The organism is Anoxybacteroides tepidamans (genome assembly GCF_014201465.1).
GTDB lineage: Bacteria > Bacillota > Bacilli > Bacillales > Anoxybacillaceae > Anoxybacteroides > Anoxybacteroides tepidamans.
This window is the reverse complement of record NZ_JACHEP010000017.1, coordinates 24,810-47,679: the sequence shown is the minus strand read 5'-3', so window position 1 is coordinate 47,679 and position 22,870 is coordinate 24,810. Positions and strand designations below refer to the sequence as shown.

24 protein-coding genes and 1 other annotated feature are annotated in these 22,870 nt (G+C 41.3%); of the genes, 15 read left to right on the top strand and 9 right to left on the bottom strand.

Translation table 11 applies throughout. The features are described from left to right. Positions 1-225, bottom strand: a complete 225-nt coding sequence (locus HNQ34_RS12895; RefSeq protein ID WP_183255222.1) for a hypothetical protein — start codon at positions 223-225, stop codon at positions 1-3. 165 nt (positions 226-390) lie between these two features. On the opposite strand from HNQ34_RS12895, the gene HNQ34_RS12890 reads away from it, so the two are divergent. From HNQ34_RS12890 to HNQ34_RS12870, 5 genes are all read left to right on the top strand, one after another. Further along, positions 391-1,323 (top strand): beta-ketoacyl-ACP synthase III, encoded by a 933-nt coding sequence (locus tag HNQ34_RS12890; protein WP_183255220.1) that lies wholly within the window; start codon positions 391-393, stop codon positions 1,321-1,323. A gap of 49 nt (positions 1,324-1,372) precedes the next feature. After that, on the top strand, positions 1,373-2,614 hold the full coding sequence (gene fabF / locus HNQ34_RS12885; RefSeq protein ID WP_183255218.1) for a beta-ketoacyl-ACP synthase II: 1,242 nt from the start codon (positions 1,373-1,375) through the stop codon (positions 2,612-2,614). A gap of 94 nt (positions 2,615-2,708) precedes the next feature. Beyond that, positions 2,709-3,482 (top strand): DUF2268 domain-containing protein, encoded by a 774-nt coding sequence (locus HNQ34_RS12880; protein ID WP_183255216.1) that lies wholly within the window; start codon positions 2,709-2,711, stop codon positions 3,480-3,482. Positions 3,483-3,553: 71 nt separating this feature from the next. Next, on the top strand, positions 3,554-3,757 hold the full coding sequence (locus HNQ34_RS12875; RefSeq protein ID WP_183255214.1) for a hypothetical protein: 204 nt from the start codon (positions 3,554-3,556) through the stop codon (positions 3,755-3,757). Between the two features lie 86 nt (positions 3,758-3,843). Continuing rightward, on the top strand, positions 3,844-4,584 hold the full coding sequence (locus HNQ34_RS12870) for a YjbA family protein (RefSeq protein WP_183255213.1): 741 nt from the start codon (positions 3,844-3,846) through the stop codon (positions 4,582-4,584). A gap of 68 nt (positions 4,585-4,652) precedes the next feature. On the opposite strand, the gene trpS is transcribed toward HNQ34_RS12870, so the two are convergent. Beyond that, positions 4,653-5,642, bottom strand: a complete 990-nt coding sequence (gene trpS, locus HNQ34_RS12865; protein WP_183255211.1) for a tryptophan--tRNA ligase — start codon at positions 5,640-5,642, stop codon at positions 4,653-4,655. A 61-nt stretch (positions 5,643-5,703) separates the two neighbouring features. Beyond that, positions 5,704-5,936: a binding site (T-box leader), on the bottom strand. 566 nt (positions 5,937-6,502) lie between these two features. Between trpS and HNQ34_RS12860 the strand changes: the two genes are divergently transcribed. From HNQ34_RS12860 to HNQ34_RS12840, 5 genes are all read left to right on the top strand, one after another. After that, positions 6,503-8,140, top strand: coding sequence for a peptide ABC transporter substrate-binding protein (locus tag HNQ34_RS12860; RefSeq protein ID WP_183255209.1), 1,638 nt, complete (start codon positions 6,503-6,505; stop codon positions 8,138-8,140). A gap of 88 nt (positions 8,141-8,228) precedes the next feature. Next, complete coding sequence (locus HNQ34_RS12855) at positions 8,229-9,164, top strand: ABC transporter permease (RefSeq protein ID WP_183255207.1); 936 nt, start codon at positions 8,229-8,231, stop codon at positions 9,162-9,164. Between the two features lie 2 nt (positions 9,165-9,166). Continuing rightward, positions 9,167-10,084 carry an ABC transporter permease gene (locus HNQ34_RS12850; protein ID WP_183255205.1) on the top strand — a complete coding sequence of 306 codons (918 nt, stop codon included), beginning with the start codon at positions 9,167-9,169 and terminating at the stop codon, positions 10,082-10,084. 11 nt (positions 10,085-10,095) lie between these two features. Further along, positions 10,096-11,163, top strand: a complete 1,068-nt coding sequence (locus tag HNQ34_RS12845; RefSeq protein WP_183255203.1) for an ABC transporter ATP-binding protein — start codon at positions 10,096-10,098, stop codon at positions 11,161-11,163. Between the two features lies 1 nt (position 11,164). Next, positions 11,165-12,103, top strand: a complete 939-nt coding sequence (locus tag HNQ34_RS12840; RefSeq protein WP_183255201.1) for an ABC transporter ATP-binding protein — start codon at positions 11,165-11,167, stop codon at positions 12,101-12,103. A 208-nt stretch (positions 12,104-12,311) separates the two neighbouring features. Here the strand turns inward: HNQ34_RS12840 and HNQ34_RS12835 are convergent, their stop codons facing one another. Further along, positions 12,312-12,503 carry a hypothetical protein gene (locus tag HNQ34_RS12835; protein ID WP_183255199.1) on the bottom strand — a complete coding sequence of 64 codons (192 nt, stop codon included), beginning with the start codon at positions 12,501-12,503 and terminating at the stop codon, positions 12,312-12,314. 244 nt (positions 12,504-12,747) lie between these two features. On the opposite strand from HNQ34_RS12835, the gene spxA reads away from it, so the two are divergent. Next, positions 12,748-13,146 carry a transcriptional regulator SpxA gene (gene spxA, locus HNQ34_RS12830; protein WP_183255281.1) on the top strand — a complete coding sequence of 133 codons (399 nt, stop codon included), beginning with the start codon at positions 12,748-12,750 and terminating at the stop codon, positions 13,144-13,146. Between the two features lie 47 nt (positions 13,147-13,193). On the opposite strand, the gene HNQ34_RS12825 is transcribed toward spxA, so the two are convergent. Beyond that, positions 13,194-13,865, bottom strand: coding sequence for a TerC family protein (locus HNQ34_RS12825; RefSeq protein WP_183255197.1), 672 nt, complete (start codon positions 13,863-13,865; stop codon positions 13,194-13,196). Between the two features lie 198 nt (positions 13,866-14,063). On the opposite strand from HNQ34_RS12825, the gene mecA reads away from it, so the two are divergent. The 4 genes from mecA to pepF all read left to right on the top strand — a co-directional run bounded on the left by mecA (position 14,064) and on the right by pepF (position 19,735). Beyond that, on the top strand, positions 14,064-14,741 hold the full coding sequence (gene mecA, locus HNQ34_RS12820; protein WP_183255196.1) for an adaptor protein MecA: 678 nt from the start codon (positions 14,064-14,066) through the stop codon (positions 14,739-14,741). Positions 14,742-14,802: 61 nt separating this feature from the next. After that, positions 14,803-16,314, top strand: a complete 1,512-nt coding sequence (gene cls / locus HNQ34_RS12815; protein WP_183255194.1) for a cardiolipin synthase — start codon at positions 14,803-14,805, stop codon at positions 16,312-16,314. A gap of 299 nt (positions 16,315-16,613) precedes the next feature. Next, positions 16,614-17,852 carry a competence protein CoiA gene (locus tag HNQ34_RS12810; RefSeq protein WP_246364177.1) on the top strand — a complete coding sequence of 413 codons (1,239 nt, stop codon included), beginning with the start codon at positions 16,614-16,616 and terminating at the stop codon, positions 17,850-17,852. 68 nt (positions 17,853-17,920) lie between these two features. Next, positions 17,921-19,735, top strand: a complete 1,815-nt coding sequence (gene pepF / locus HNQ34_RS12805; RefSeq protein WP_183255192.1) for an oligoendopeptidase F — start codon at positions 17,921-17,923, stop codon at positions 19,733-19,735. Between the two features lie 36 nt (positions 19,736-19,771). Here pepF and HNQ34_RS12800 read toward each other — a convergent pair whose 3' ends face one another. From HNQ34_RS12800 to HNQ34_RS12780, 5 genes are all read right to left on the bottom strand, one after another. Then, positions 19,772-19,948, bottom strand: coding sequence for a hypothetical protein (locus HNQ34_RS12800; protein ID WP_183255189.1), 177 nt, complete (start codon positions 19,946-19,948; stop codon positions 19,772-19,774). 279 nt (positions 19,949-20,227) lie between these two features. Beyond that, a complete protein-coding gene (locus HNQ34_RS12795) occupies positions 20,228-21,115 on the bottom strand; it encodes a ClpXP adapter SpxH family protein (protein ID WP_183255187.1) in 888 nt (295 codons plus the stop codon). Further along, entirely contained in the window at positions 21,108-21,518 is a 411-nt protein-coding gene (locus tag HNQ34_RS12790; protein WP_183255185.1) for a globin domain-containing protein, read from the bottom strand. Before HNQ34_RS12790 ends, HNQ34_RS12795 begins: the two co-directional genes overlap by 8 nt. A gap of 159 nt (positions 21,519-21,677) precedes the next feature. After that, positions 21,678-22,274 (bottom strand): lytic transglycosylase domain-containing protein, encoded by a 597-nt coding sequence (locus HNQ34_RS12785; RefSeq protein WP_183255183.1) that lies wholly within the window; start codon positions 22,272-22,274, stop codon positions 21,678-21,680. After that, entirely contained in the window at positions 22,271-22,861 is a 591-nt protein-coding gene (locus tag HNQ34_RS12780; protein WP_183255181.1) for a CYTH domain-containing protein, read from the bottom strand. Before HNQ34_RS12780 ends, HNQ34_RS12785 begins: the two co-directional genes overlap by 4 nt. Between the last annotated feature and the right edge of the window lie 9 nt (positions 22,862-22,870).

Here is a 22,870-nt window from a genome sequence, read left to right as displayed (position 1 = left end):
TTATTTTTTTAATGAGTCAATGAAAGAAGTAATGGTGCGCATAAAAGGTTTTAATTGATGAAATGAGGAGACAAGCGTATCAATGTCTTGCATGAGCTGAATCCAATCGAGTTCTTGTTGCGGTGAAGAAGTTTTTTCAACACGCTCACGAGACGGAAAAGCGCCAAACATTAAACGGGAAAAACGGTCGGTCGGCTGTTCGTTTGTTTGCTTGTCATTTTCCAATACGTTTCCCTCCTTTCTCCTTATCACTACGTTATGTTTGATAAGCGGAAATGACTAGACGAACACCGCAGATGACAGATTTATATTGCACATTCGTGAAAACTCCGTTAAAATTAGTACCAAGTAATAGTAATTGGTTATATAATACTAAAGGAGATGTTTGGCATGGGTGCAGGTATTATAGGGATCGGTCGATATTTACCTGAAAGAGTAGTGACAAACTTTGATTTGGAAAAAATGATGGATACGTCTGATGAATGGATTCGAACACGAACAGGGATTGAGGAACGGAGGATTGCTCCGGATGATATTGATACATCGGATATGGCGTATTTTGCGGCGGCGAAAGCGCTAGAAAGCGCCAATATTTCGGCAGCGGACATCGATTTAATTTTAGTGGCGACAGTAACGCCGGATCGGCCGTTTCCATCGGTTGCGTGTATGCTACAAGAACGGTTAGGAGCGACGAAAGCAGCAGCGCTTGATATTAGCGCTGCTTGTGCCGGTTTTATTTACGGCATGGTGACAGCAAAGCAGTTTATTGACAACGGGGCATATCGCTATATATTAGTAGTAGGGGTTGAAAAACTGTCAAAAATCGTTAATTGGAATGATCGCAACACGGCCGTATTGTTTGGCGATGGCGCAGGGGCAGTCGTCATGGCACCTGTTTCCGAAGGACGCGGCATTTTATCGTTCGAATTAGGAGCAGACGGAACAGGAGGAAAACACCTATATCAAGACGAATATGTTATGATGAACGGTAGAGAAGTATTCAAGTTTGCTGTTCGTCAAATGGGTGAATCGTGCATTAACGTGCTAGAAAAAGCCGGCTTATCGAAACAAGATGTTGACTTTTTAATTCCGCATCAAGCCAACATTCGGATCGTCGAAGCGGCAAGACAGCGCCTTGAGTTACCGGAGGATAAAATGTCGACAACGGTTAGAAAATATGGCAATACTTCCGCAGCATCGATTCCGATTTCGATCGTTGAAGAATTGGAAGCGGGCAAAATTAAAGATGACGATCTTATTATTATGGTTGGTTTTGGCGGCGGCTTAACATGGGGGGCGATCGCGTTAAGATGGGGGCGCTAATCGAACAGTGAAAACTCTTTGACTACAAAACGAAAGAGAGGCAAAAAAGATGAAAAAGCGAAGAGTCGTTGTCACAGGTCTTGGAGCTGTTACTCCGCTTGGAAATGACGTCGAAACAACATGGAAAAACATCGTGGACGGTCAAAATGGCGTGGGACCGCTGACCCGTGTGAATCCTGATGATTTCCCAGCAAAAGTAGCGGCAGAACTGAAAGATTTTAACCCAGAAAATTATATAGATAAACGTGAAGCGCGGAAAATGGATCGCTTCACGCAATATGCGGTAGCCGCTTCGCTCATGGCCGTAAAAGAGGCCAATTTGAGCATTACGGAAGAAAATGCGCCGCGGGTAGGAGTGTGGATCGGTTCGGGAATCGGCGGAATGGAAACGTTTGAACAGCAATTTGAAATTTTCCAGCAACGCGGTTACCGGCGTGTAAGTCCGTTTTTCGTGCCGATGATGATTCCGGATATGGCGGCTGGCCAAGTATCGATTATACTCGGCGCAAAAGGAATTAATTCTTGTACTGTCACCGCTTGCGCAACCGGCGCCAATTCGATCGGCGATGCGTTTAAAGTCATTCAACGCGGCGATGCGGATGTTATGATTACAGGCGGAACGGAAGCGCCGATTACGAAAATGGCGTTAGCGGGCTTTTGCGCAAATACAGCATTGTCCACAAATCCTGATCCAAACACAGCGAGCCGCCCGTTTGATAAAAACCGCGATGGCTTTGTAATGGGAGAAGGAGCCGGCATTCTTGTATTAGAAGAATTAGAGCATGCGTTAAAACGCGGGGCGCGCATTTATGCCGAAATTGTTGGCTACGGAGCAACTGGCGATGCTTATCATATTACGGCGCCAGCTCCAGGTGGTGAAGGTGGCGTGCGAGCGATGCGCCAAGCGTTGGCTGATGCGGGGATGAAGCCGGAAGAAATCGATTATATTAACGCCCATGGAACAAGTACAGAGTATAACGACAAATACGAAACGATGGCCATTAAAGAAGTGTTTGGCGACCATGCGTATAAGCTAGCGATTAGTTCAACAAAATCGATGACGGGGCATTTGTTAGGAGCTGCTGGCGCCATCGAAGCAATTTTCTCTGTGTTAGCGATTACAGACGGAATCATTCCGCCGACGATTCATTACGAAACACCAGATCCAGAATGTGATCTCGATTATGTGCCAAATGTGGCAAGACAGCAGGAAGTCCGCGCTGTGCTTAGCAATTCTCTCGGATTTGGCGGACATAATGCGGCGCTTATTTTTAAAAAATATACGGAGTAACCAACAAGGCGATCTCATTAAAAGCGGGGATCGCCTTTTCTCACCTCCTTCTTTTGCAGTGCATACAATAAAAGATGGAAGGGGTGAATGGTTCATGGCGCTTGTTCGTACGGATGAATGGATGATCAACAATCGGCCGATTCAACTATGCGAGCGGCTCACTTTTTATTTTAAAAATGCCACTGCCCGTGATATTTACCTCCATCTCATTCATCATGGAATGTATTCCTCGCCGAATGATATCGCAAAAATAGCGGATGAAATGAAACGAAAACAAATATGGGAACATGCAGAAGCGATTTATCAAAAATTGCGAAAGCGATGGAACGGCCCGGATGTACCGGTTTTTATTTTTCCGGCGGATGTATACAATCGAAAACTTGCCCGTGACTTTAATAGTAAAGGGGGGATTGCGTATTCCGATAAATTATTTTTATTTTTATTGCCACACCATCAACTAAAAGAAATCGAGGCGGTATTGACGCATGAATACAATCACGTCTGCCGTCTAGCGAAACAACGAAAAGAAGAATATACGTTGCTCGATGCGGTCATTTTAGAAGGATTGGCTGAGCACGCAGTCGGCCAGTATGTAGGAAAAGCGTATCAAGCGAAATGGACAACGTATTATTCAGACGATGAATTACGCAAGTTTTGGAAACGGTATCTCGTTCGTTATCAATCGATTCAACCGACTCATTCATTGCATGATCGCCTTCTTTACGGGCACGGTTTGTATCCATCGATGCTCGGATATGCGATCGGTTATGGGATTGTTCATCGGGCTTTGCAAGAAGGACATGGCTTGCCACAGATTATGGAAATGTCTTCGGAGCGTATCGTCCAACTTTCTCGATTCGATGAATAAAAGCGAGTCATGATTGTCCATTGTTGCACATATATGTAGAAACAAGATGGACAAGGTGACGGAGGAAGACGATGCGCATTTTTATTTATTTAGTTGGGTTTGGACTTTCGGTCATTGGAGGGGTGACCTCGATTGCTTACTTAAACCTTATTACACCGGAACGAGGATGGATCGATTATTTCCGATTCATTAGCACACGAATAGAATGTTATTTGCTGCCTGTTGGACTTGTTCTTATGTGGTTCAGTCTGTATGTTCCATCTCACAAAGAATAATGGATAAAAAAGGGTGTTATGGAATAAAATAATCCCCCTCTGCCTATACTGATGGACAAATAGCTTTTTGAAGTGAGGGGTATATTATGCTATATCTTCATGATGTTTGGGTGAACTGGTTTGAAGGAGAAGAAAATGGGTATAACGTTTGTTGTTTTCATGAATGGCGAAAAGATGACCAAGTCGAGTTGTTAGATCAAGTGCCGTTATTGAAAGTATCTTCTGCCTTATTCCATTATATTGAAAATAGTTTATCGGAAATTCCGCAGCAGCTTCTCGATGACGTTTATCAAAAAGCGTACGTACGAAAAAATCATGAACGGATTCAACTTAACTATTGTTTTGTCATTACTGACGGAAAAGGAATTCTTGCTGTCGATACGATCGGCTACAATATTCCGATTCGAAAAAGCCGGCTTATTCCAAGACAAGAACAGCTCGTTTATGAAATGGCTGCCGAACAGCAAGCAGAAGCGTATCCGCTTCCTTCATATGAAAAAGAGCACCATATTTTATCACCAGCTCCTGAACTAATGAGCGGATTGACGCGCAAAGAGCGCCAGCTGAAGCAACTGCTGTTTATGGCGCTTGATCAACTTTATTCGACAAAAAATGTCGCCGAAGTGCGCTATTGGTATACGGAATGGGCGCCGCACAAATACCCTTCGATTCAGCAAATGACGTTCGAAGAAGCGTGGCACCATTTATATGAAGAAGCAAAGTACGGCTGGTCGGAAAAGCATATGCAATTATGCGAAAAACTTGTTAAAGGACAACCATTTTTTGAGAAATTATGGGAAATGGAACAAGAACCACGGGTAAATTAACAGAAATGTTCCCTGTTTGAAAAAGGATTTTTTCTAATAAAAAAGCAAGCCAAATGAACCGGCTTGCTCTATTTTCGTTTCCGTCCTAATCCCATCGCATTTTCCATTTTTTTTAGCATTTTGCTTGCGACTTTGTTTGCTTTCTCTGCGCCTTCATCTAGCACTTGATCAAGAATGTTGCTTTCCATTAAGTTGTAGTATTTTTCTTGAATCGGTGTGAGCGTATCAATAATTACTTGAGCGAGATCGGCTTTAAACTCTCCATATCCTTTGCCAACGTATTCTTGTTCTAACTGTTCAATCGGTTTATTCGCTAAAATCGAATAAATGTTGAGTAAGTTGGCAATGCCCGGCTTGTTTTCTTTATCGTAGCGGATCGTGCCTTCTGAATCGGTGACGGCGCTTTTTATTTTCTTTTCAATCGTTTTGGCATCGTCTAACAGCGTAATAAATGCTTTTTGATTCGAATCGGATTTGCTCATTTTTTTCGTCGGATCCGCTAATGACATGATGCGTGCTCCCACTTTTGGAATGCGCGCTTCTGGGATCGTAAAAATTTCGCCATATCGTTTATTAAAGCGTTCTGCCAAATCGCGCGTCAACTCAATATGCTGCTTTTGGTCTTCTCCGACCGGAACGATATCGGTTTTATAAAGAAGAATGTCGGCAGCCATGAGCGGCGGATATGTTAATAATCCAGCGCTGACCGCTTCTTTCCCTGCTGATTTATCTTTAAATTGTGTCATTCGCTCCAACTCACCGATATAGGCGAGGCATTGCAAAATCCATCCGGCTTGTGCATGTGCTGGTACTTCCGATTGAATGAACAATGTTGCTTTGTTCGGATCGATGCCGACCGCTAAATAGAGAGCCGCTAAACGGCGAATATTTTGGCGAAGTTCTTTCGGATCTTGCGGCACCGTAATCGCATGCTGATCAACGATGCAAAAATAGCATTGATATTCGTGCTGCAATTCAATAAATTGTCGCATCGCCCCAATATAGTTACCGAGGGTAATGACGCCGCTTGGTTGAATGCCGGAAAAAATCGTATTCATCAAACCACTCCTTTTCGACTATATATAAAATATAAAAAGGCCCTATCTCCCTGTTTGTTCATTTAGGGACGATAAGACCGCGTTGCCACCCTAGTTATTGTACAATCCGTACAATCGCTCTGTTCCATGCTTGTTTGCACGGCGCCTTTGTAACGTAAGGCAAACGTCCAAGCCTACTTGCTGTTCAGCTTGGATGCTCAAAAGCCCATTCCATATTGCTAGACGCTTGTTTCCACCAGCCACAAGCTCTCTGGAGACATCGCAATATGTACTATTCTTTCTCATCGCATGTTCATATTCTTTCTTCATTCTAAAACAACGGTTATTTTTATGCAAGGAGAATCAATTGGACAGATGGAGCCATTCCTTTTATTTCAAAATGTTTTTTGATAATTTTGTTTACGAAATATTTTATGTTATAAATTATTTTAATAAAATTAACTTTCGCTCTGTGTTAAACTAACTATTAAGAAGAAAACGAATGGTTATCATTTTTGAATCTAAAGTAAAAACGGAAAATGTAAACGCTTTAATTTTAATTTTGTAAATTTTTTTCATTTACATTTAGCGAAAAACACTATAAAATGCTAATTAGCTGAAAATGAAGTTACAAAAACAATCGAAATCAAAATAAAATTCAGAAAACATAAAAAATGTTACAAAAAAATCCTTTTTTAATATATTAATGGAATCTATAATAGAGTTTGAATAAAATATTCTGATAAATCAGACGGGTGATGAAAGAATTTTTTATTTGTTTTTTGTACATAATTTGTTGCCAACAGAACAATATTATTAACAAAAGTTCCACGTTTTGACGTCGGGCTTTTGAACATAAATTTTTTTAGGGGGGAAATCCATTGAAGAAAAGATTATCACTTTTATTTAGTCTTATGCTCGTGCTAAGTCTTTTCCTCGCTGCCTGCGGCGGATTCAACAAAAAAGGATCAACTGATAAAGCGGGAGGAGACAAAACAGCTAGCGTTAAGCAAGAACTGCGCGTCAACATTAAGACAGAGCCATTCTCGTTAAACCCAGGTTTAGCAAACGATTCCGTTTCTGCTAACGTATTGTATCAAACATTTGAAGGACTAACGCGAATTAAAGGTGGCAAACCTGATTTAGCAATGGCGGAAAGCTACAAAGTTTCCGACGATTTAAAAACTTACACATTTAAATTGCGCGATGCAAAATGGACAAACGGCGACCCTGTAACTGCGTATGACTTTGAATATGCGTGGAAGTGGGCGCTTGATCCAAAGAACCAGTCGCAATATGCTTATCAGCTTTATTACGTTAAAAACGGCCAAGCGTTTAACGAAGGAAAAGCAAAAGCAGAAGATGTTGGCGTAAAGGCGCTTGATGACAAAACGTTGCAAGTGACGCTTGAAAACCCAACACCTTACTTCTTAGAACTAATAGCGTTCTACACATATTTTCCTGTAAATAGCAAAATCGCTCAAAAAAATCCAAACTGGTACAAAAATGCTGGTCCTGACTATACTTCAAACGGACCATTTAAAATGGTGTCATGGGAGCATAACAACAAAATTGTTCTTGAAAAGAACGAAAATTATTGGGATGCGAACACTGTAAAATTAACAAAAATTGAAATGGCTATGGTCAACGATAACAATACTGAACTTTCGATGTTTAATAACGGGGAACTAGATTGGGCTGGTATGCCTACGGGCCAATTGCCGACAGATTCTTTACCTCAATTAAAGAAAGAAGGTAAATTACACGTTCAACCAATTGCAGGTACGTATTGGTACAAATTTAATACTGAGAAAGCGCCGTTAAACAATGTGAACATTCGTAAGGCGCTCACATATGCAATCGACCGTAAGGCCATTGTCGAAAACATTACAAAAGGTGAGCAAATTCCAGCGATGGCTGCTGTGCCACCAACGATGTTCCCTGAAAACGAAAAAGGATATTTTAAAGATAACGATGTTGAAAAAGCAAAAGAATATTTGAAAAAAGGTCTCCAAGAGCTTGGCCTAAAAGATGTGAAAGATTTGCCGCCGATTACATTATCTTTTAATACAGATGATGCACATGCAAAAATTGCTCAAGCGATTCAAGATATGTGGAAGAAAAATTTAGGCATCGAAGTGAAACTTGAAAACGCTGAATGGAACGTATACATTGACAAGTTACATTCCGGCGACTATCAAATCGGCCGCATGGGCTGGTTAGGCGACTTTAACGACCCAATCAACTTCTTAGAGTTGTTCCGTGACAAAAAAGGCGGCAACAACGATACGAACTGGGAAAATCCAGAATATAAACAATTGTTGATTGACTCGCAAAAAGAAAAAGATCCAGAAAAACGTAAGCAAATGTTAAAAGATGCAGAAACGATTTTAATGGATGAACTTCCAATTGCACCAATCTATTTCTACACAAACACTTGGGTGCAAAAAGATAACCTAAAAGGTGTAGAAGTATCCGGTCTTGGCGATATTCAATTTAAATGGGCATATTTTGAATAAGATGGTGAATCATTGAAGGTATATGGGAATTCCCATATACCTTCATTTCACGATATGGAAGGTTTGCAAAAAATGGAGGTGTATCGACATGTTGAAATATGTAGGCAGACGTTTACTCTCTATGCTGCTCTCACTTTTTTTAATTATTACAGCTACGTTCTTTTTAATGAGAGCCGCACCGGGCGGGCCCTTTTCTGGTGAGAAAAAGCTTCCGCCTGAAATCGAGAAAAACTTAAATGAATATTATGGACTTGATCGCCCTTGGTATAATCAATATTTTGATTATTTAGTTTCCATCGCCAAATGGGATTTCGGTCCTTCTTTCAAATATAAAGGTCAAACCGTCAATGATTTAATTAACGAAGGATTTCCTGTTTCATTTTTCCTCGGAATGGAGTCTTTATTGTTAGCAGTCAGTATTGGTATTTTACTAGGGGTTATTGCAGCTTTGAATCATAATAAATGGCAAGATTATGGAGCGATGATTTTTGCTGTATTAGGGATATCAGTTCCGAGCTTTATTATGGCATCGCTTTTGCAATATGTTTTAGCGATTAAGCTCGGATGGTTTCCGGTGGCACGTTGGGAGTCGTTGCAACATACCGTTTTACCAGCGCTAGCTCTTGCGGCGACGCCGATGGCTTTTATTGCCCGTCTTACTCGTTCGAGCATGTTAGAAGTATTAAGCAATGATTACATTCGCACAGCAAAAGCAAAAGGGCTATCTAGAGGACAAATTACAGTAAAACATGCGATTCGCAATGCACTATTACCCGTTGTCACATATCTTGGACCTTTATCTGCAGCTATTTTAACAGGAAGTTTCGTTATTGAGAAAATTTTTGGGATTCCAGGTTTAGGAAGTCATTTCGTTTTAAGTATCTCCAACCGTGACTATACGGTGATTATGGGGGTCACGGTGTTTTACAGTATCATTTTATTATCGGCAGTTTTATTAGTTGATATTGTTTACGGACTCATTGACCCTCGTATTAAATTAGCCGGTGGTAAGAAAGGAGAGTAGTCATGCAGCAAATTCCGAAAGAAATGTTTCAACCTGCATCGGTTGATTTAAGTGAAGCGGAAAAAATATCGAAACCGAGCCTTTCGTATTGGAAAGACGTTTCAATCCGTTTTCGTAAAAATAAATTAGCGATGTTTGGATTAGTTTTGTTAGTAATTTTAGTGTTTATGGCTATATTTGGTCCGTATATGACAAAATACGATTATGCAACCAATGATCTAATGAGTACCAATCAGCCTCCTTCCGCAAAACATTGGTTTGGCACCGATGAACTTGGGCGAGATGTATTTGCACGTACATGGTACGGAGCGCGCATTTCTTTATTTATCGGTTTAGCAGCGGCGCTCATTGATTTGTTCATTGGAGTGCTTTGGGGAGGAATTGCCGGATTCCGCGGTGGCAAAACGGATGAAGTGATGATGCGCATCGCTGATATTTTATGGGCGGTTCCGTACTTGCTTTTAGTTATTTTATTGATGGTCATTTTAGGTCAAGGATTAGGAACGATGATTTTAGCGATGACGATTACGGGATGGATTAACATGGCGCGCATCGTTCGCGGGCAAGTATTGCAGCTGAAAAACCAAGAATATGTACTGGCAGCGCAAACGCTTGGTGCAAGCACATCAAGAATTATGTTTAAACATTTAATTCCAAACGCAATGGGACCAATTCTTGTAACGTTGACATTAACCATTCCATCTGCGATTTTTACAGAAGCGTTTTTAAGTTATTTAGGTCTTGGTGTGCCACAGCCTTTAGCAAGTTGGGGAACGATGGCTTCTGAAGGGGTACAAGCATTGCAATATTATCCGTGGCGTCTATTCTTCCCTGCTACATTCATCTGCTTAACGATTTTTGCATTTAATGTCGTTGGGGACGGTTTGCGTGACGCATTAGATCCGAGATTGCGCAAGTAAGGGGTGAGGACATGGAAAAGTTGCTAGAGGTAAAAAATTTAGAAGTTTCATTTCAAACGTATGGTGGAGAGGTGCAGGCCGTTCGCGGTGTGAGCTTCCACGTTAATAAAGGAGAAACGTTAGCGATTGTTGGGGAATCAGGTTCGGGAAAAAGTGTGACATCGCAAACGATTATGCGGTTGATTCCAACGCCACCTGGAAAAATTAAAAATGGTCAAATTATCTTCGATGGAGAAGATCTCGTAAAAAAAACCGATAAGGAAATGGAACAAATTCGCGGGAAAGATATCGGTATGATTTTTCAAGATCCGATGACATCGTTGAATCCAACAATGAAAGTTGGAAAACAAATTATGGAAGTTTTAACTAAGCATCAAAAAATGGATAAATCAGCTGCGAAAGAACGGGCGATTGAATTGTTGCGCCTTGTTGGTATCCCGATGCCAGAAAAACGTGTGAATCAATATCCACACGAATTTTCCGGGGGAATGCGACAGCGGGCGATGATTGCCGTTGCATTAGCATCAAATCCGAAGCTGCTCATTGCTGATGAGCCAACGACAGCATTGGACGTAACGATTCAAGCGCAAATTTTAGAATTAATGAAAGATTTACAGAAAAAAATGGGAACATCGATCATTTTTATTACCCATGATTTAGGCGTTGTCGCTAATATGGCGGATCGCGTTGCCGTTATGTATGCAGGAAAGATTGTAGAAATGGGAACTGTAGACGAAATTTTTTATGACCCGCGCCATCCGTATACGTGGGGCTTACTTGCGTCGATGCCAAGTTTAGATAGCGACGATAAGAAGGAATTGGCTGCGATTCCTGGCTCACCGCCAGATTTAACAAACCCGCCAAAAGGGGATGCGTTTGCTCCACGTAATCCATATGCGATGAAAATTGATTTTGAACTAGAGCCGCCAATGTTCAAAATTTCTGATACACATTATGCGGCAACATGGCTGCTTCATCCGGATGCACCGAAAGTAGAACCGCCTGAAGCAGTGAAAAAACGTTTGCGTAAACTCTCCTCTAACTATCCTCAACCAATTATTGTAAAGGAGAGTGAGTAAAATGGCAGAAAAACAAAAGTTGATTGAAATCAAAAATTTAAAGCAATATTTTAATGTTGGGAACGGTCAAGTCATTAAAGCTGTCGATGGTGTTACATTTGATATTTACAAAGGTGAAACACTTGGACTTGTTGGCGAATCTGGCTGCGGCAAATCGACGACAGGACGGACGATTATTGGTTTATATCAAGCGACAGCCGGGGAAGTGTTGTTTAACGGTGTGAGCGTTCATGCGAAAAAATCGGCAAAAGAATTGAAAGAGCTAAAGCGCAAAATGCAAATGATTTTCCAAGACCCGTACGCATCGCTCAACCCGCGCATGACCGTTGCGGATATTATCGCAGAGGGCATTGATATTCACGGTCTGGCGAAAACGAAAGAAGAGCGTATGAAGCGTGTATATGAGTTGCTTGAAACAGTCGGCTTAAACCGCGAGCACGCCAACCGATATCCGCACGAATTTTCCGGCGGCCAGCGCCAGCGCATAGGCATTGCCCGCGCCTTAGCCGTGGAACCGGAGTTTGTTATTGCCGATGAGCCGATTTCTGCGTTGGACGTATCGATTCAAGCGCAAGTTGTCAACTTAATGAAAAGATTACAGCGCGAAAAAGGGTTAACGTATTTATTTATTGCCCATGACCTTTCGATGGTCAAATATATTAGCGATCGCATCGGCGTCATGTATTTCGGCAAAATGGTCGAGTTAGCGGAAGCGGAAGAATTGTATCGCAATCCAATTCATCCTTATACAAAATCACTGCTTTCAGCTATTCCACACCCAGATCCGGAAATAGAACGGACGCGCAGACGCACGATTTATGACCCGTCTCAGCATAACTATAAAGAAGGAGAACAACTGGAATTCCGCGAAGTTGCGCTAGGGCATTTCGTATTATGCTCGGAAGAAGAGTATAAAAAATATAAAGCGATGTATAGCTGATCTCTCGTTTTGAGAGATCTTTTTTGTTGATACGAATTATATATATTAAGTTGCAATAAAGAATTTCCCTAAGACTGTTTCCAAAGTTGGTCTGCAATAAAGCGATTCGCTGTGCATGTTCCCAAAAAATCAGAATGTAAAACAAAATTTCAATTTATATAGAATATTTTCATTAATTCGACTATTTTCATTAAAAAATCTCGAGTTTTCATCTCGAGATTTTTTTGCCGCCGACAAGCTTCCATCCAGTTTGTGTTTTCATCGTTTCGTTTACATGATCCGTCCGCTTCGAGCCGCCGAATACGCTTTCACCAATGCCGTTAGCTAAAACCCCCATTAACGCGGTGATCCCGATAATAAGTCCCCCTACAATTGCAAGATCAATAAAATATTGCCCCATACTTATTCCTCCTCATATGCATGCAACTATTTCCTTCTTTAATTGTAGATGATTTTTCGGCCAGTGGGAAGCATTCATAGGAAAATTCGCAGTGATTCGAAAAAATATACCTTTCTGATCGAATTTATTGTATAATGTACAATATAAAAGTCATTTCAATGTAGATTTAATCATGATGACTAGCATAAAAGAAGTATTCATATATAAGTAGGGTAATCGATCCTGTTAATGGGGAGTGAGAATGATGGTCACCTTGTATACATCACCTAGTTGTACGTCATGCCGTAAAGCAAAGGCATGGCTAGAGCAACACGATATTCCTTATGTTGAGCGAAATATTTTTTCTGAGCCGTTAACGATTGAGGAGATTAAAGAAATTCTCCGCATGACCGAAACGGGAACAGATGAAATTATTTCGACAAGATCAAAAATCTTTCAAAAGCTAAATATAAATCTCGAATCGTTACCGCTCCAAGATTTATATGAAATCATTCAAAAACATCCAGGTATTTTGCGAAGACCGATCATTATTGACGAGAAACGTCTTCAAGTCGGATATAACGAAGACGAGATTCGCCGCTTTTTGCCGCGGAAAGTGCGCGCCTACCAGCTTCGCGAAGCGCAGCGTCTTGTCAACCAATGAAAAAAACTTCTGCATGGATTGTCCATGTAGAAGTTTTTTCACATTTTTTAAGACGTCCAATGATGGTTTTTTTTCCAATTTATGATAAGACCGAGACAAACAATGAATATTGCTGAAATAAAAGGAAAAACTAACCGGAACGGAGCTAGTTCATTGATATATGGAATTTGCTGTTCCGCGGCGATCATTTTTCCGGCTGTATACGCTAAAATCGCTGCGCCTACATAAATGAGAAACGGATACCGTTCCATTGAATAAAGAATGAATTTACTGCCTAAAATGATAATCGGAACTGAAATGAGAAACCCGAATACGACAAGAGATGGATGGCCGTTTGCTGCTCCAGCAATAGCGATGACGTTGTCCAGTCCCATCACGATATCCGCTGTGACGATTGTCTGGACGGCTTTCCAAAGCGACGTTTCCGATTTAATATGAGCAGCGGCTTCGTCTTTTTGGACTAACAGTTTAAAAGAAATTAAAAGCAACAAACAGCCACCGACAAACTGCAAAAACGGAATTTTTAACAACATGACGACAGCAGCGGTCAAAAAAATCCGCACAATAATTGCTAATGTTGTGCCTAGAATGATCGCAGTATTGCGCTTATGCTCAGGTAAATTTCGGCTTGCCATAGCAATCACGACTGCATTATCTCCACCAAGAATTAGATCAATGCCGATAATGAGAAAGATCGATGTTATATATTCGCTTATCATTTATGTCCCTCATTTCTTTTTTCTTTCATCATTATGTATAGTAGGACATGTTTTCTTTCAGCACTAATTTTTCAAAAATGGGGTTTTTTTATTTCCCTTCTTGCGAGTTTTATCATAAAATAGAGGTACAAGGCATAGTCTTGACGGGGGTAAAAAAATCCCTTCAATCTCACTCTTTTCGGAAGGGAGAGTTGGCAAATGGAAATGGAACGCATTAATGAGCATACGGTAAAGTTTTATATTTCGTATGTTGATATAGAAGAACGCGGGTTTGACCGTGAAGAAATTTGGTATAACCGCGAGCGAAGCGAAGAATTGTTTTGGGAAATGATGGATGAAGTTCATAACGAAGGCGATTTTTCGCTTGAAGGTCCGCTTTGGATTCAAGTGCAGGCGCTTGATAAAGGGCTAGAAGTGTTAGTCACAAAGGCACAATTGTCTAAAGATGGAAGCAAATTAGAACTTCCGCTTCCAGAGGAAAAGCTGCGTGAATTCCCGGTTGATGAAAGAATTGAAGAGCTGCTCGATCAACATTTTCAAATTGAGCGGGACAGCGATTTGATGGTGGATGAAGAGGATGAAGAAGTCCTTCGTTTTATCATCTCCTTTAAGGATATCGAAGACTTGATTTCTTTAGCCCATCGTGTTGATTTTTCGTACGTAAAAAACAGTTTATTTCAATTCGAGGGACGCTATTATTTGTTTATTGAGTTTGACGAACATTATACGGAGCAAGAAATTGAGAATTGGCTCAGTTTATTGTTAGAATATGGATATGATTCACAAGTAACGATTTATCGATTAGAGGAATATGGAAAAGAAATTATTCATGAGAATGCATTAGCGACGCTGGCTAAACATTTTCCGTTAAAGTAAAAGCCGATTTCAACTGTTGAAATCGGTTTTTTTACGATAATAATGATTAGGGTGAAAGTCATTGCGAAATACGTTGCAAGTCCTTATCTTCGTTTTTTTGCTTAGCATTTTTTTGATTTTTACAAAAGATTATTGGGAAGGTTGGCTTCTTGGTTTTCTCAGCCTTTTGATCACGTGTTCGGTTATTTTTATTGCTTTCGTCATTTCTTTAGAAAACCGGAGGCCAGCCCAAACGCTAACATGGCTTGTTGTGTTAGGCAGCTTCCCGCTAGTTGGTTTCTTCTTTTATATTATGTTTGGAAGAAATTACAGGAAGCAGCGCCTATTCAAAAAGAAAGCAATGTTGGATGAACAAATGTTTTTAAAATTTGAAGGGCAGCGAGAGTTTAATATTCAGCAGATGAGCGATCTAAAGGAGCATCAAAAGCCGCTTCTTCGCTTAGCGCATCGCCTTGGCAAAAGCCCAGTTTCGTTAGCGACGGAAACGAAAGTGCTGACGAACGGAGATGAAACGTTTTCAGCGATTTTTGCGGAATTGCAAAAAGCGATGCATCATATTCATTTAGAATATTACATCGTTCGGCATGACGGGGTAGGGCAGCAGTTGAAAGATATTTTAATTGATAAAGCGAAAAAAGGGGTGCACGTTCGCTTTCTTTATGATGCTGTTGGAAGTTGGAAGCTTTCAAAAACGTACATTCAAGAACTTCGTGATGCTGGAGTGGAAATGGTGCCATTTTCTCCTGTCCGCCTGCCGTTTTTAAATAATAAAATCAATTTCCGCAATCATCGCAAAATCATTGTCATTGATGGAACGGTTGGCTTTGTCGGCGGACTCAATATTGGAGATGAGTATTTAGGGAAAAACGAATATTTTGGTTTTTGGCGCGATACGCATTTATGGATTCGCGGGGAAGCGGTGCGTACGCTGCAGCTCATCTTTTTGCAAGATTGGTATTACATGACCGGAGAAACGTTGTTAACCCTAAATTATTTATCGCCAGCGCTTATTTCCAACAGCGAAAAAGGGGGCGTACAGCTCATTGCGGGGGGACCGGATCAAGAGTGGGAAGTGATTAAACATTTGTTTTTTGCGATGATTACATCAGCAAAACAGTCGATTTGGATCGCTTCTCCATATTTTATACCGGATGAAGATATTTTCACAGCATTAAAAGTAGCAGCATTAAGTGGGATTGATGTGCGCATTTTGGCACCGAAGCGGCCTGATAAGAAGATCGTTTTTTACGCGTCCCGCTCGTATTTTCCAGAACTGTTAGAAGCGGGAGTGAAAATTTATGAATATAATAAAGGGTTTTTGCATAGCAAAATGATTATTGTTGACGGAGAGCTTGCTTCGATTGGTACGGCAAACATGGATATGCGCAGCTTTCATTTGAATTTTGAAGTGAATGCCTTTTTATATCATACTGAAAGTACAAAAACGCTCGTTGCTGATTTTCTTCAAGACTTGCAAGACTCAACCTATATTGACTATGATATCTTTAAAAAGCGGCCACTTCCGATTCGCGTCGTCGAGTCGATCTGTCGGTTGTTATCGCCTCTTTTGTAAAGACGTCCGAATGAAATGACTCGGGCGTTTTGTTTTTTATATAAATACAACTGGAAGGTTTAACTTATGGCTAACGAAAAAGCAGACTTCCTATTTTTTCGACTGTCGGAGGCAAGTCTGTGACTTGCTTTGTCACGCCTTCGCGTGACAGAGGACCGAACAACTAACCGCTTCACCGACAAATGCATTTGTCTGGAAACGGTGTTGTTCGGTCACCCGACAGTCGAAACATACCGATTACTTCAATAAAAGATGAAAACGTTAAAATTCCAAATTACCTCTATATAGAAGGAATTCGAATGAGTGAACGCGAATGTTATTTATCAATCATAACGAAAGGAAGTGGTCTTTTGCTTGTTGCTTTATTAAAAAATGGACAATCGGTTTCGCTCATCGGCAGCTGGACAAGGGAACAGATGATGGAATTAAGAAAGAGAGAATCGTTTTTTTGCCCCGCTTGCCAAAACGAAGTCATTTTAAAGCTCGGTAACCGAAGAATGCCTCATTTTGCCCATAAAAGGGAAGGTATGTGCCCCTTTGAACATGAGGCCGAATCACCGTATCATGTCGCGGGAAAAACCGATCTTTTTCATTGGCTAAAAAAACAATCGATGAACGTCCGGCTTGAACCGTATTTTCATCACGTTCAGCAGCGACCGGATCTCTCTGTAATGGATCAAGATCGATTATATGCGTTTGAATATCAATGTTCCACAATGGGCGAAGCGCTGTTTCGCAAGCGCAACGACCAATATAAAAAAGCAGGAATACGTCCGGTTTGGATATTGGGAGCGCATCATCTGCAGCGGCTTTCAGCGTATCGCTTTAAACTCCCGCGTTTTCAATGGTTGTTTGCTCAGCACGTTTCTTCTGTTTCTCCGCAGCCGCTCATTTTTTATTATTGTCCGCAAACAAAACGACTCATTCGTCTTGTGCATCTCATTCCGTTTTCTCCGTATTATACATTTTCCGTTCCGGTGATCGAAAAACTAGACCGTGTTCGCTTTGCCGATTTTCTCACTTACCCTGCAGTACCGCTGCCTTCACCGTTTTGGAACGAATGGCTAGCGCAAAAGAAAAAATGGCGTTTAACGTTTACGATGTACCCAACTCTGACGAATCGCGCCATCTGTTTCGATTTTTATCCTCATCACCCTCCGGCTTTATTTCCTTGTGAAGCGGGCTGGCCGCTTGATCATAGCTATTTATTTGAAACCCCTGCATTTATTTGGCAAACGTATATATTATTGTTTTTAGCAAACGATGAAACGTATTCACTTTCTTCGCTTTACGCATGGATGAAAGAGAAGATCGCGGAACAAAAAATAACGGTGCGGCATCTTCCGCTCGCTCAAGCATACCATTATACGAGAGCGGTCTATGAGTATGTACAATGGCTAGAACAGCTAGGCTATGTTCGATGGGTAAACCGGAAAGCGGTTCAACGCATTAAAAATTGGACGTTTCCTAATACAATCGACGAAGCGCTAACAGAAGATCGCCGGTTGCTTGAGAGGATGAAAAGAAAATCGCTATAATGGGAGAGGGGAATCGAAAAAAAAGGCGAATACTACTATAGTATAATGTTTCTAAAGGAGGTCTATCGATGACGGAAAAGAAAACAGTCAAGTCATTGCCGAAACGCAGCGAAATTCCGGTTGAGGAAACGTGGAGGCTTGAGGATATTTTTTCGACCGATGAAGCATGGGAACAAGAGTTTCAAGAAGTGAAAAACATGATCCCAAAATTGTCCGATTATCAAGGTCGGTTAGGAGAATCAGCGGACGTTCTTTACGAGGTGTTGCAATTCCAAGATGAACTATCGATGCGGCTTGAAAAATTGTATACATATGCGCATATGCGCTATGATCAAGATACGACGAATTCGTTTTATCAAGGTTTGAATGACCGCATCGCGGGGCTTTATAGCGAGGCATCAAGTGCGATGGCGTTTATCGTGCCGGAAATTTTAGCGATCGACGAAACAAAAGTGAAGTCGTTCCTTGAAGAAAAAAAGGAATTAAAGCTTTACGAACACGCATTAGATGAAATTAACCGCCAACGCCCGCATGTGTTGTCGACCCAAGAAGAAGCGCTGTTAGCCCAAGCAGCGGAAGTGATGTCTGCCTCCAGCAATACGTTCGGAATGCTCAATAACGCCGATTTAAAATTTCCGACGATTATCGATGAAAACGGAGATGAAGTCGAGGTGACACACGGGCGCTACATTCGCTTCCTCGAAAGCGAAGATCGCCGCGTGCGTCACGATGCTTTTAAAGCGGTATATGAAACGTACGGAAAGTATAAAAACACGTTTGCGAGCACGTTAAGCGGTGCGGTTAAAAAAGATAACTTTTTTGCGCGCGTTCGCCGTTATCAATCGGCGCGCCATGCGGCATTAAGCAATAATAACATCCCAGAAAGCGTCTATGACAATCTAGTGGAAACGATCAATAAACATTTAGACTTATTGCATCGTTACGTTCGCTTGCGCAAAAAAGCGCTAGGTGTCGACGAGTTGCATATGTACGATTTGTACACGCCGCTTGTGAAAGATGTCAAAATGGAAATAACGTACGAAGAGGCGAAACAATATTTGTTGAAAGGGCTTGCTCCGCTTGGCGATGAATATATTAGCATCGTCAAAGAAGGATTGGAAAACCGCTGGGTCGATGTCCGCGAAAACGTCGGGAAGCGAAGCGGTGCCTATTCTTCTGGGGCATACGGCACGAATCCATACATTTTAATGAACTGGCAAGACAACGTCAATAATTTATTTACGCTTGCACATGAATTTGGTCACTCTGTCCATAGTTACTATACACGGAAAACGCAGCCGTACCCGTACGGAAACTATTCGATTTTTGTTGCTGAAGTCGCTTCGACATGCAATGAAGCATTGCTAAACGACTATTTATTAAAAACGATCGACGATGAGAAAAAGCGGCTGTATTTATTGAACCATTATTTAGAAGGATTCCGCGGCACTGTGTTCCGGCAAACGATGTTTGCTGAATTTGAACATATGATTCATCTAAAAGCGCAAGAAGGAGAAGCGTTAACCGCCGAATCGCTCACATCGATGTATTATGATTTAAATAAAAAATACTTTGGCAGCGATATTGTGGTTGACGAAGAAATTGGCTTAGAATGGGCGCGCATCCCGCATTTTTATTACAACTATTATGTATATCAATATGCGACGGGATTTAGCGCGGCAACGGCATTAAGCAAACAAATTTTAGAGGAAGGCGAACCGGCGGTTAAACGTTACATCGAGTTTCTAAAAGCCGGCAGCTCCGACTATCCGATTGAAGTATTGAAAAAAGCAGGGGTCGATATGACGACAGCCAAGCCGATTGAAGAAGCATGCGAAGTGTTTGCGCAAAAACTAGAGGAAATGGAACAGCTATTATCGTAACAGCAAAAACGAATGTGGTCATCACCACATTCGTTTTTACTGAAATCCTTTAAAACGGTTTCGGTTGCTTAACGTCCAAAGCATGCACAAAATCGAGCCGAACAAAAGCGGCATTGTGATTAATAACGAAATGACATGCATTAATCCTAACAAATTTAGGAAAAATGAAATAGAAACCATCAATAGCCAAAAGATAAGTGTTATATGTTTCATCGTTCCCTCCACGCTAAAAAGTTCTACTTCATTGTATGATGACGGTTTGTTCAAGCATACATGATTTATTTTATGACAAAATCGTGAACAAATGAACAAAGGTGTTGTCAAAACGTAAGATCATTGGTATGATAATTACGTGAATGAAATCACAAACAACCTTATACCCCTTTGTTTGACCGTGAAAAATTTCTCCCATCCCCTTTGTTGTCTTAATGACAATAAACAAAAGACTCGGCTTCGGCCGAGTCTTTTGTTTTATAAAAAGTCTTTCCGTTCTTACTTAGCGATATACCGCCAAAACGTTCCGTATTTCACAGGGACTTTTTCTACTTTTTGTTTTAATTGGAGTTTCTTCATTTCCCTTTCGACTTCTTGAACATCTAAATCATATACAACTGCAATTTCTTTTGTGGCAACAAACTTAAAATGACTTAAGAATGACTCAAGCGGGGGAGGTGGAGCTGGTTCAGGACAAAAACCAAGCATTTCATAAATGAGTTCCACGTAAATGCTGTAAGGATAGCAACCGGAAATTTTAATACCCTCTTCTTCAATATTTTCATTAAAAAAGACGAGAGTTGGCACTTCTTGAACGTCCATTTCGGATGTAATTTTTAAATCGCATTGAAACGCTTTTGCCGCGCTGTTTGAATGAAGATCTTTCATAAACTCATCGACATCTAACCCAACGCTTTTGGCGCATTCCACTAATACAGAGACATCGGAAATATTTTGCTTTTCTAAAAAAAGAAGTTCTTGCAGCTTTCGTAAAAAGCGAATTCCGGCCCGTTTTCCTTGCAGTTCTGCCGCTTTAATGGCAATCGAAGCCGCATATGGAGTTGCGATCGGGTTTTCAAACCACAAATTTCCGTCGCAAGACATGCCGGATCGGCTTGCTGTGCGCTCCCACGTATGAGCAATCGTTTTCAACTTTTGTTTTTTGCGGTTGTTTAATGTTGCTAAATTTCCACTTAATACATGTTTTATCGTAAAAAACCGCCCATATTCAATCCATAATTTTTTCATTATAGGTTCAAGCGCCCAACATTCCGGACAGAGCGGATCGATAAATAAATAAATTTCTAAAGGTTTTTTCTCGCCACTGCAATGCTGGGAAGCGAATGAGTAGGCTTTGCTTTTGCCCCCAGCTACCTTTTCATTCAAACGAATGCTCCTTTCTATCGTTTTCTGGGGTATTGATCATATGTTGAGCGGTTAGTACAAGGCGTTGATAAAATTCATCGCGCACTTGTCCGGATAAGCCGACTTCGTCCATTGCTTCACGCATACAGGCAAGCCATGCTTTTGCCCGCGTTGGAGTAATTTCGAATGGCAAATGGCGAGCTCGAAGCATTGGATGACCGTGTTCTTCAGTATAAAGCGGCGGACCTCCTAAATATTGCGTTAAAAATTGTTTTTGCTTTCTTGCCGTTTCGGTTAGATCGTCCGGAAAAATCGGTTTTAAATCAGGATGCTTAGCGACACGGTTATAAAAAGCTTCGACGAGCTTTGCAATCATTTCTTCTCCACCGATCGATTCATAAGGCGTTTTCCATTGTTCTGCCATCGTTAATAGCTCCTTTGAAACAAATATCATGTACTGTTATTGTAACAACGAAACCTGTATATCTCAAACAAAGTGACTCGATAAGAAAAGTTGATGGCTATACGGTGATTTCATTTCTTCCTTATTATTCATAAAAGCCCCCTTATTCCAAGGGGGCTTTTATGAATAATATGTGTTTAACACTTTTTGTACATACGCTCTTGTTTCGCGAAATGGAGGAATGCCTCCGTATCGGTCGACGTTTCCTGGTCCGGCGTTGTAAGCGGCAAGGGCGAGCTCGAGTTCGCCATCGTAGCGGTCTAATAGCTGGCGCAAATATTTCGTTCCGCCTTCAATGTTTTGGGCAGGATCGAACACGTTTTCCACGCCGAGCATCCTCGCTGTGCTTGGCATTAATTGCATGAGGCCGGCGGCGCCGACGCGGCTTACGGCGTTTGGACGAAAGCCGGATTCTTGTTGGATGACCGCTTTAATGAGCTGCGGGTCGATATCGTATTTTTCAGCCGCCTGTTGAATGATCGCATCGATGTCTTTCGCTGTTGCTGAAATGGTTGATGGTGAGACGTTTCGCGAATCGTTCGATGCTAACGGCAACGCTGTCGTCGCTTGTTCGGGTGGCGACTTCGCAACAAGCTGTGAAAGCATATGTTGGAAAGAGAGCGCGTTTTCTAACAGATTGTTTGATGATGAAGGCTGATTCGAAAATGAGCGCAAAGCTTGAAGTTCCATCCACATTTTCAGCTGTTGAATGTTCATTGGTGATCCTCCGTTTCATATTTTTTTGCATAGAACCGTTTTATTTTATTAGCGGTTGGACGAACAGGAATATTCAATGAGGCGAGCAACCGTTCAAACGTTTCTTTGCCGCACGTAAAATCGTCTGTTTCGTATTCGATTTCGTAATCATCCGTCTGTAAGTAATGGCTATGATCGAACACAAGGATGCCGTCTTCATACGGAATTTGGGTACGATAGGTAGCGAGTGTTCCGAAATATTGCAATGTTTCGGGTGCGACGCCGATCGCTTGCAAAATGTTTTGGATGTCGCCACGAACCGTTCTAAAATTATTTAATAATGATTGCGCTTCTTCTTTTGTAAGCGGTTCATGTGTTTCAAGCATCCCTTCTTTCATCGCCTGTTTTAACGTTAACGTGTATGAATCATCCTTGACGCGAATGCGCAACGCTGCTCCTTTTTGTTTTAACGAAAATTGCGGCGTGTCAAAATAATGGTTTTCTTGATACATAAACTGATGTTCTTCGATATGAAAAATGTGTTTCAGCCGGTCAAATTCTTCTTTCGTCAATAAATTTTTAAATTCAATTTCTACTTCTTGTTTCATGCTTCGTCT

What these genes read in the sequence shown, in the direction of transcription:
- HNQ34_RS12890 (WP_183255220.1), top strand. Translation starts at nt 391, where the DNA reads ATGGGTGCAGGTATTATAGGGATCGGTCGATATTTACCTGAAAGAGTA.
- fabF (WP_183255218.1), top strand. Translation starts at nt 1,373, where the DNA reads ATGAAAAAGCGAAGAGTCGTTGTCACAGGTCTTGGAGCTGTTACTCCG.
- HNQ34_RS12880 (WP_183255216.1), top strand. Translation starts at nt 2,709, where the DNA reads ATGGCGCTTGTTCGTACGGATGAATGGATGATCAACAATCGGCCGATT.
- HNQ34_RS12875 (WP_183255214.1), top strand. Translation starts at nt 3,554, where the DNA reads ATGCGCATTTTTATTTATTTAGTTGGGTTTGGACTTTCGGTCATTGGA.
- HNQ34_RS12870 (WP_183255213.1), top strand. Translation starts at nt 3,844, where the DNA reads ATGCTATATCTTCATGATGTTTGGGTGAACTGGTTTGAAGGAGAAGAA.
- trpS (WP_183255211.1), bottom strand. Translation starts at nt 5,642, where the DNA reads ATGAATACGATTTTTTCCGGCATTCAACCAAGCGGCGTCATTACCCTC.
- HNQ34_RS12855 (WP_183255207.1), top strand. Translation starts at nt 8,229, where the DNA reads ATGTTGAAATATGTAGGCAGACGTTTACTCTCTATGCTGCTCTCACTT.
- HNQ34_RS12850 (WP_183255205.1), top strand. Translation starts at nt 9,167, where the DNA reads ATGCAGCAAATTCCGAAAGAAATGTTTCAACCTGCATCGGTTGATTTA.
- HNQ34_RS12845 (WP_183255203.1), top strand. Translation starts at nt 10,096, where the DNA reads ATGGAAAAGTTGCTAGAGGTAAAAAATTTAGAAGTTTCATTTCAAACG.
- HNQ34_RS12840 (WP_183255201.1), top strand. Translation starts at nt 11,165, where the DNA reads ATGGCAGAAAAACAAAAGTTGATTGAAATCAAAAATTTAAAGCAATAT.
- HNQ34_RS12835 (WP_183255199.1), bottom strand. Translation starts at nt 12,503, where the DNA reads ATGGGGCAATATTTTATTGATCTTGCAATTGTAGGGGGACTTATTATC.
- spxA (WP_183255281.1), top strand. Translation starts at nt 12,748, where the DNA reads ATGGTCACCTTGTATACATCACCTAGTTGTACGTCATGCCGTAAAGCA.
- HNQ34_RS12825 (WP_183255197.1), bottom strand. Translation starts at nt 13,865, where the DNA reads ATGATAAGCGAATATATAACATCGATCTTTCTCATTATCGGCATTGAT.
- mecA (WP_183255196.1), top strand. Translation starts at nt 14,064, where the DNA reads ATGGAAATGGAACGCATTAATGAGCATACGGTAAAGTTTTATATTTCG.
- HNQ34_RS12810 (WP_246364177.1), top strand. Translation starts at nt 16,614, where the DNA reads ATGAGTGAACGCGAATGTTATTTATCAATCATAACGAAAGGAAGTGGT.
- pepF (WP_183255192.1), top strand. Translation starts at nt 17,921, where the DNA reads ATGACGGAAAAGAAAACAGTCAAGTCATTGCCGAAACGCAGCGAAATT.
- HNQ34_RS12800 (WP_183255189.1), bottom strand. Translation starts at nt 19,948, where the DNA reads ATGAAACATATAACACTTATCTTTTGGCTATTGATGGTTTCTATTTCA.
- HNQ34_RS12790 (WP_183255185.1), bottom strand. Translation starts at nt 21,518, where the DNA reads ATGGCAGAACAATGGAAAACGCCTTATGAATCGATCGGTGGAGAAGAA.
- HNQ34_RS12785 (WP_183255183.1), bottom strand. Translation starts at nt 22,274, where the DNA reads ATGAACATTCAACAGCTGAAAATGTGGATGGAACTTCAAGCTTTGCGC.
- HNQ34_RS12780 (WP_183255181.1), bottom strand. Translation starts at nt 22,861, where the DNA reads ATGAAACAAGAAGTAGAAATTGAATTTAAAAATTTATTGACGAAAGAA.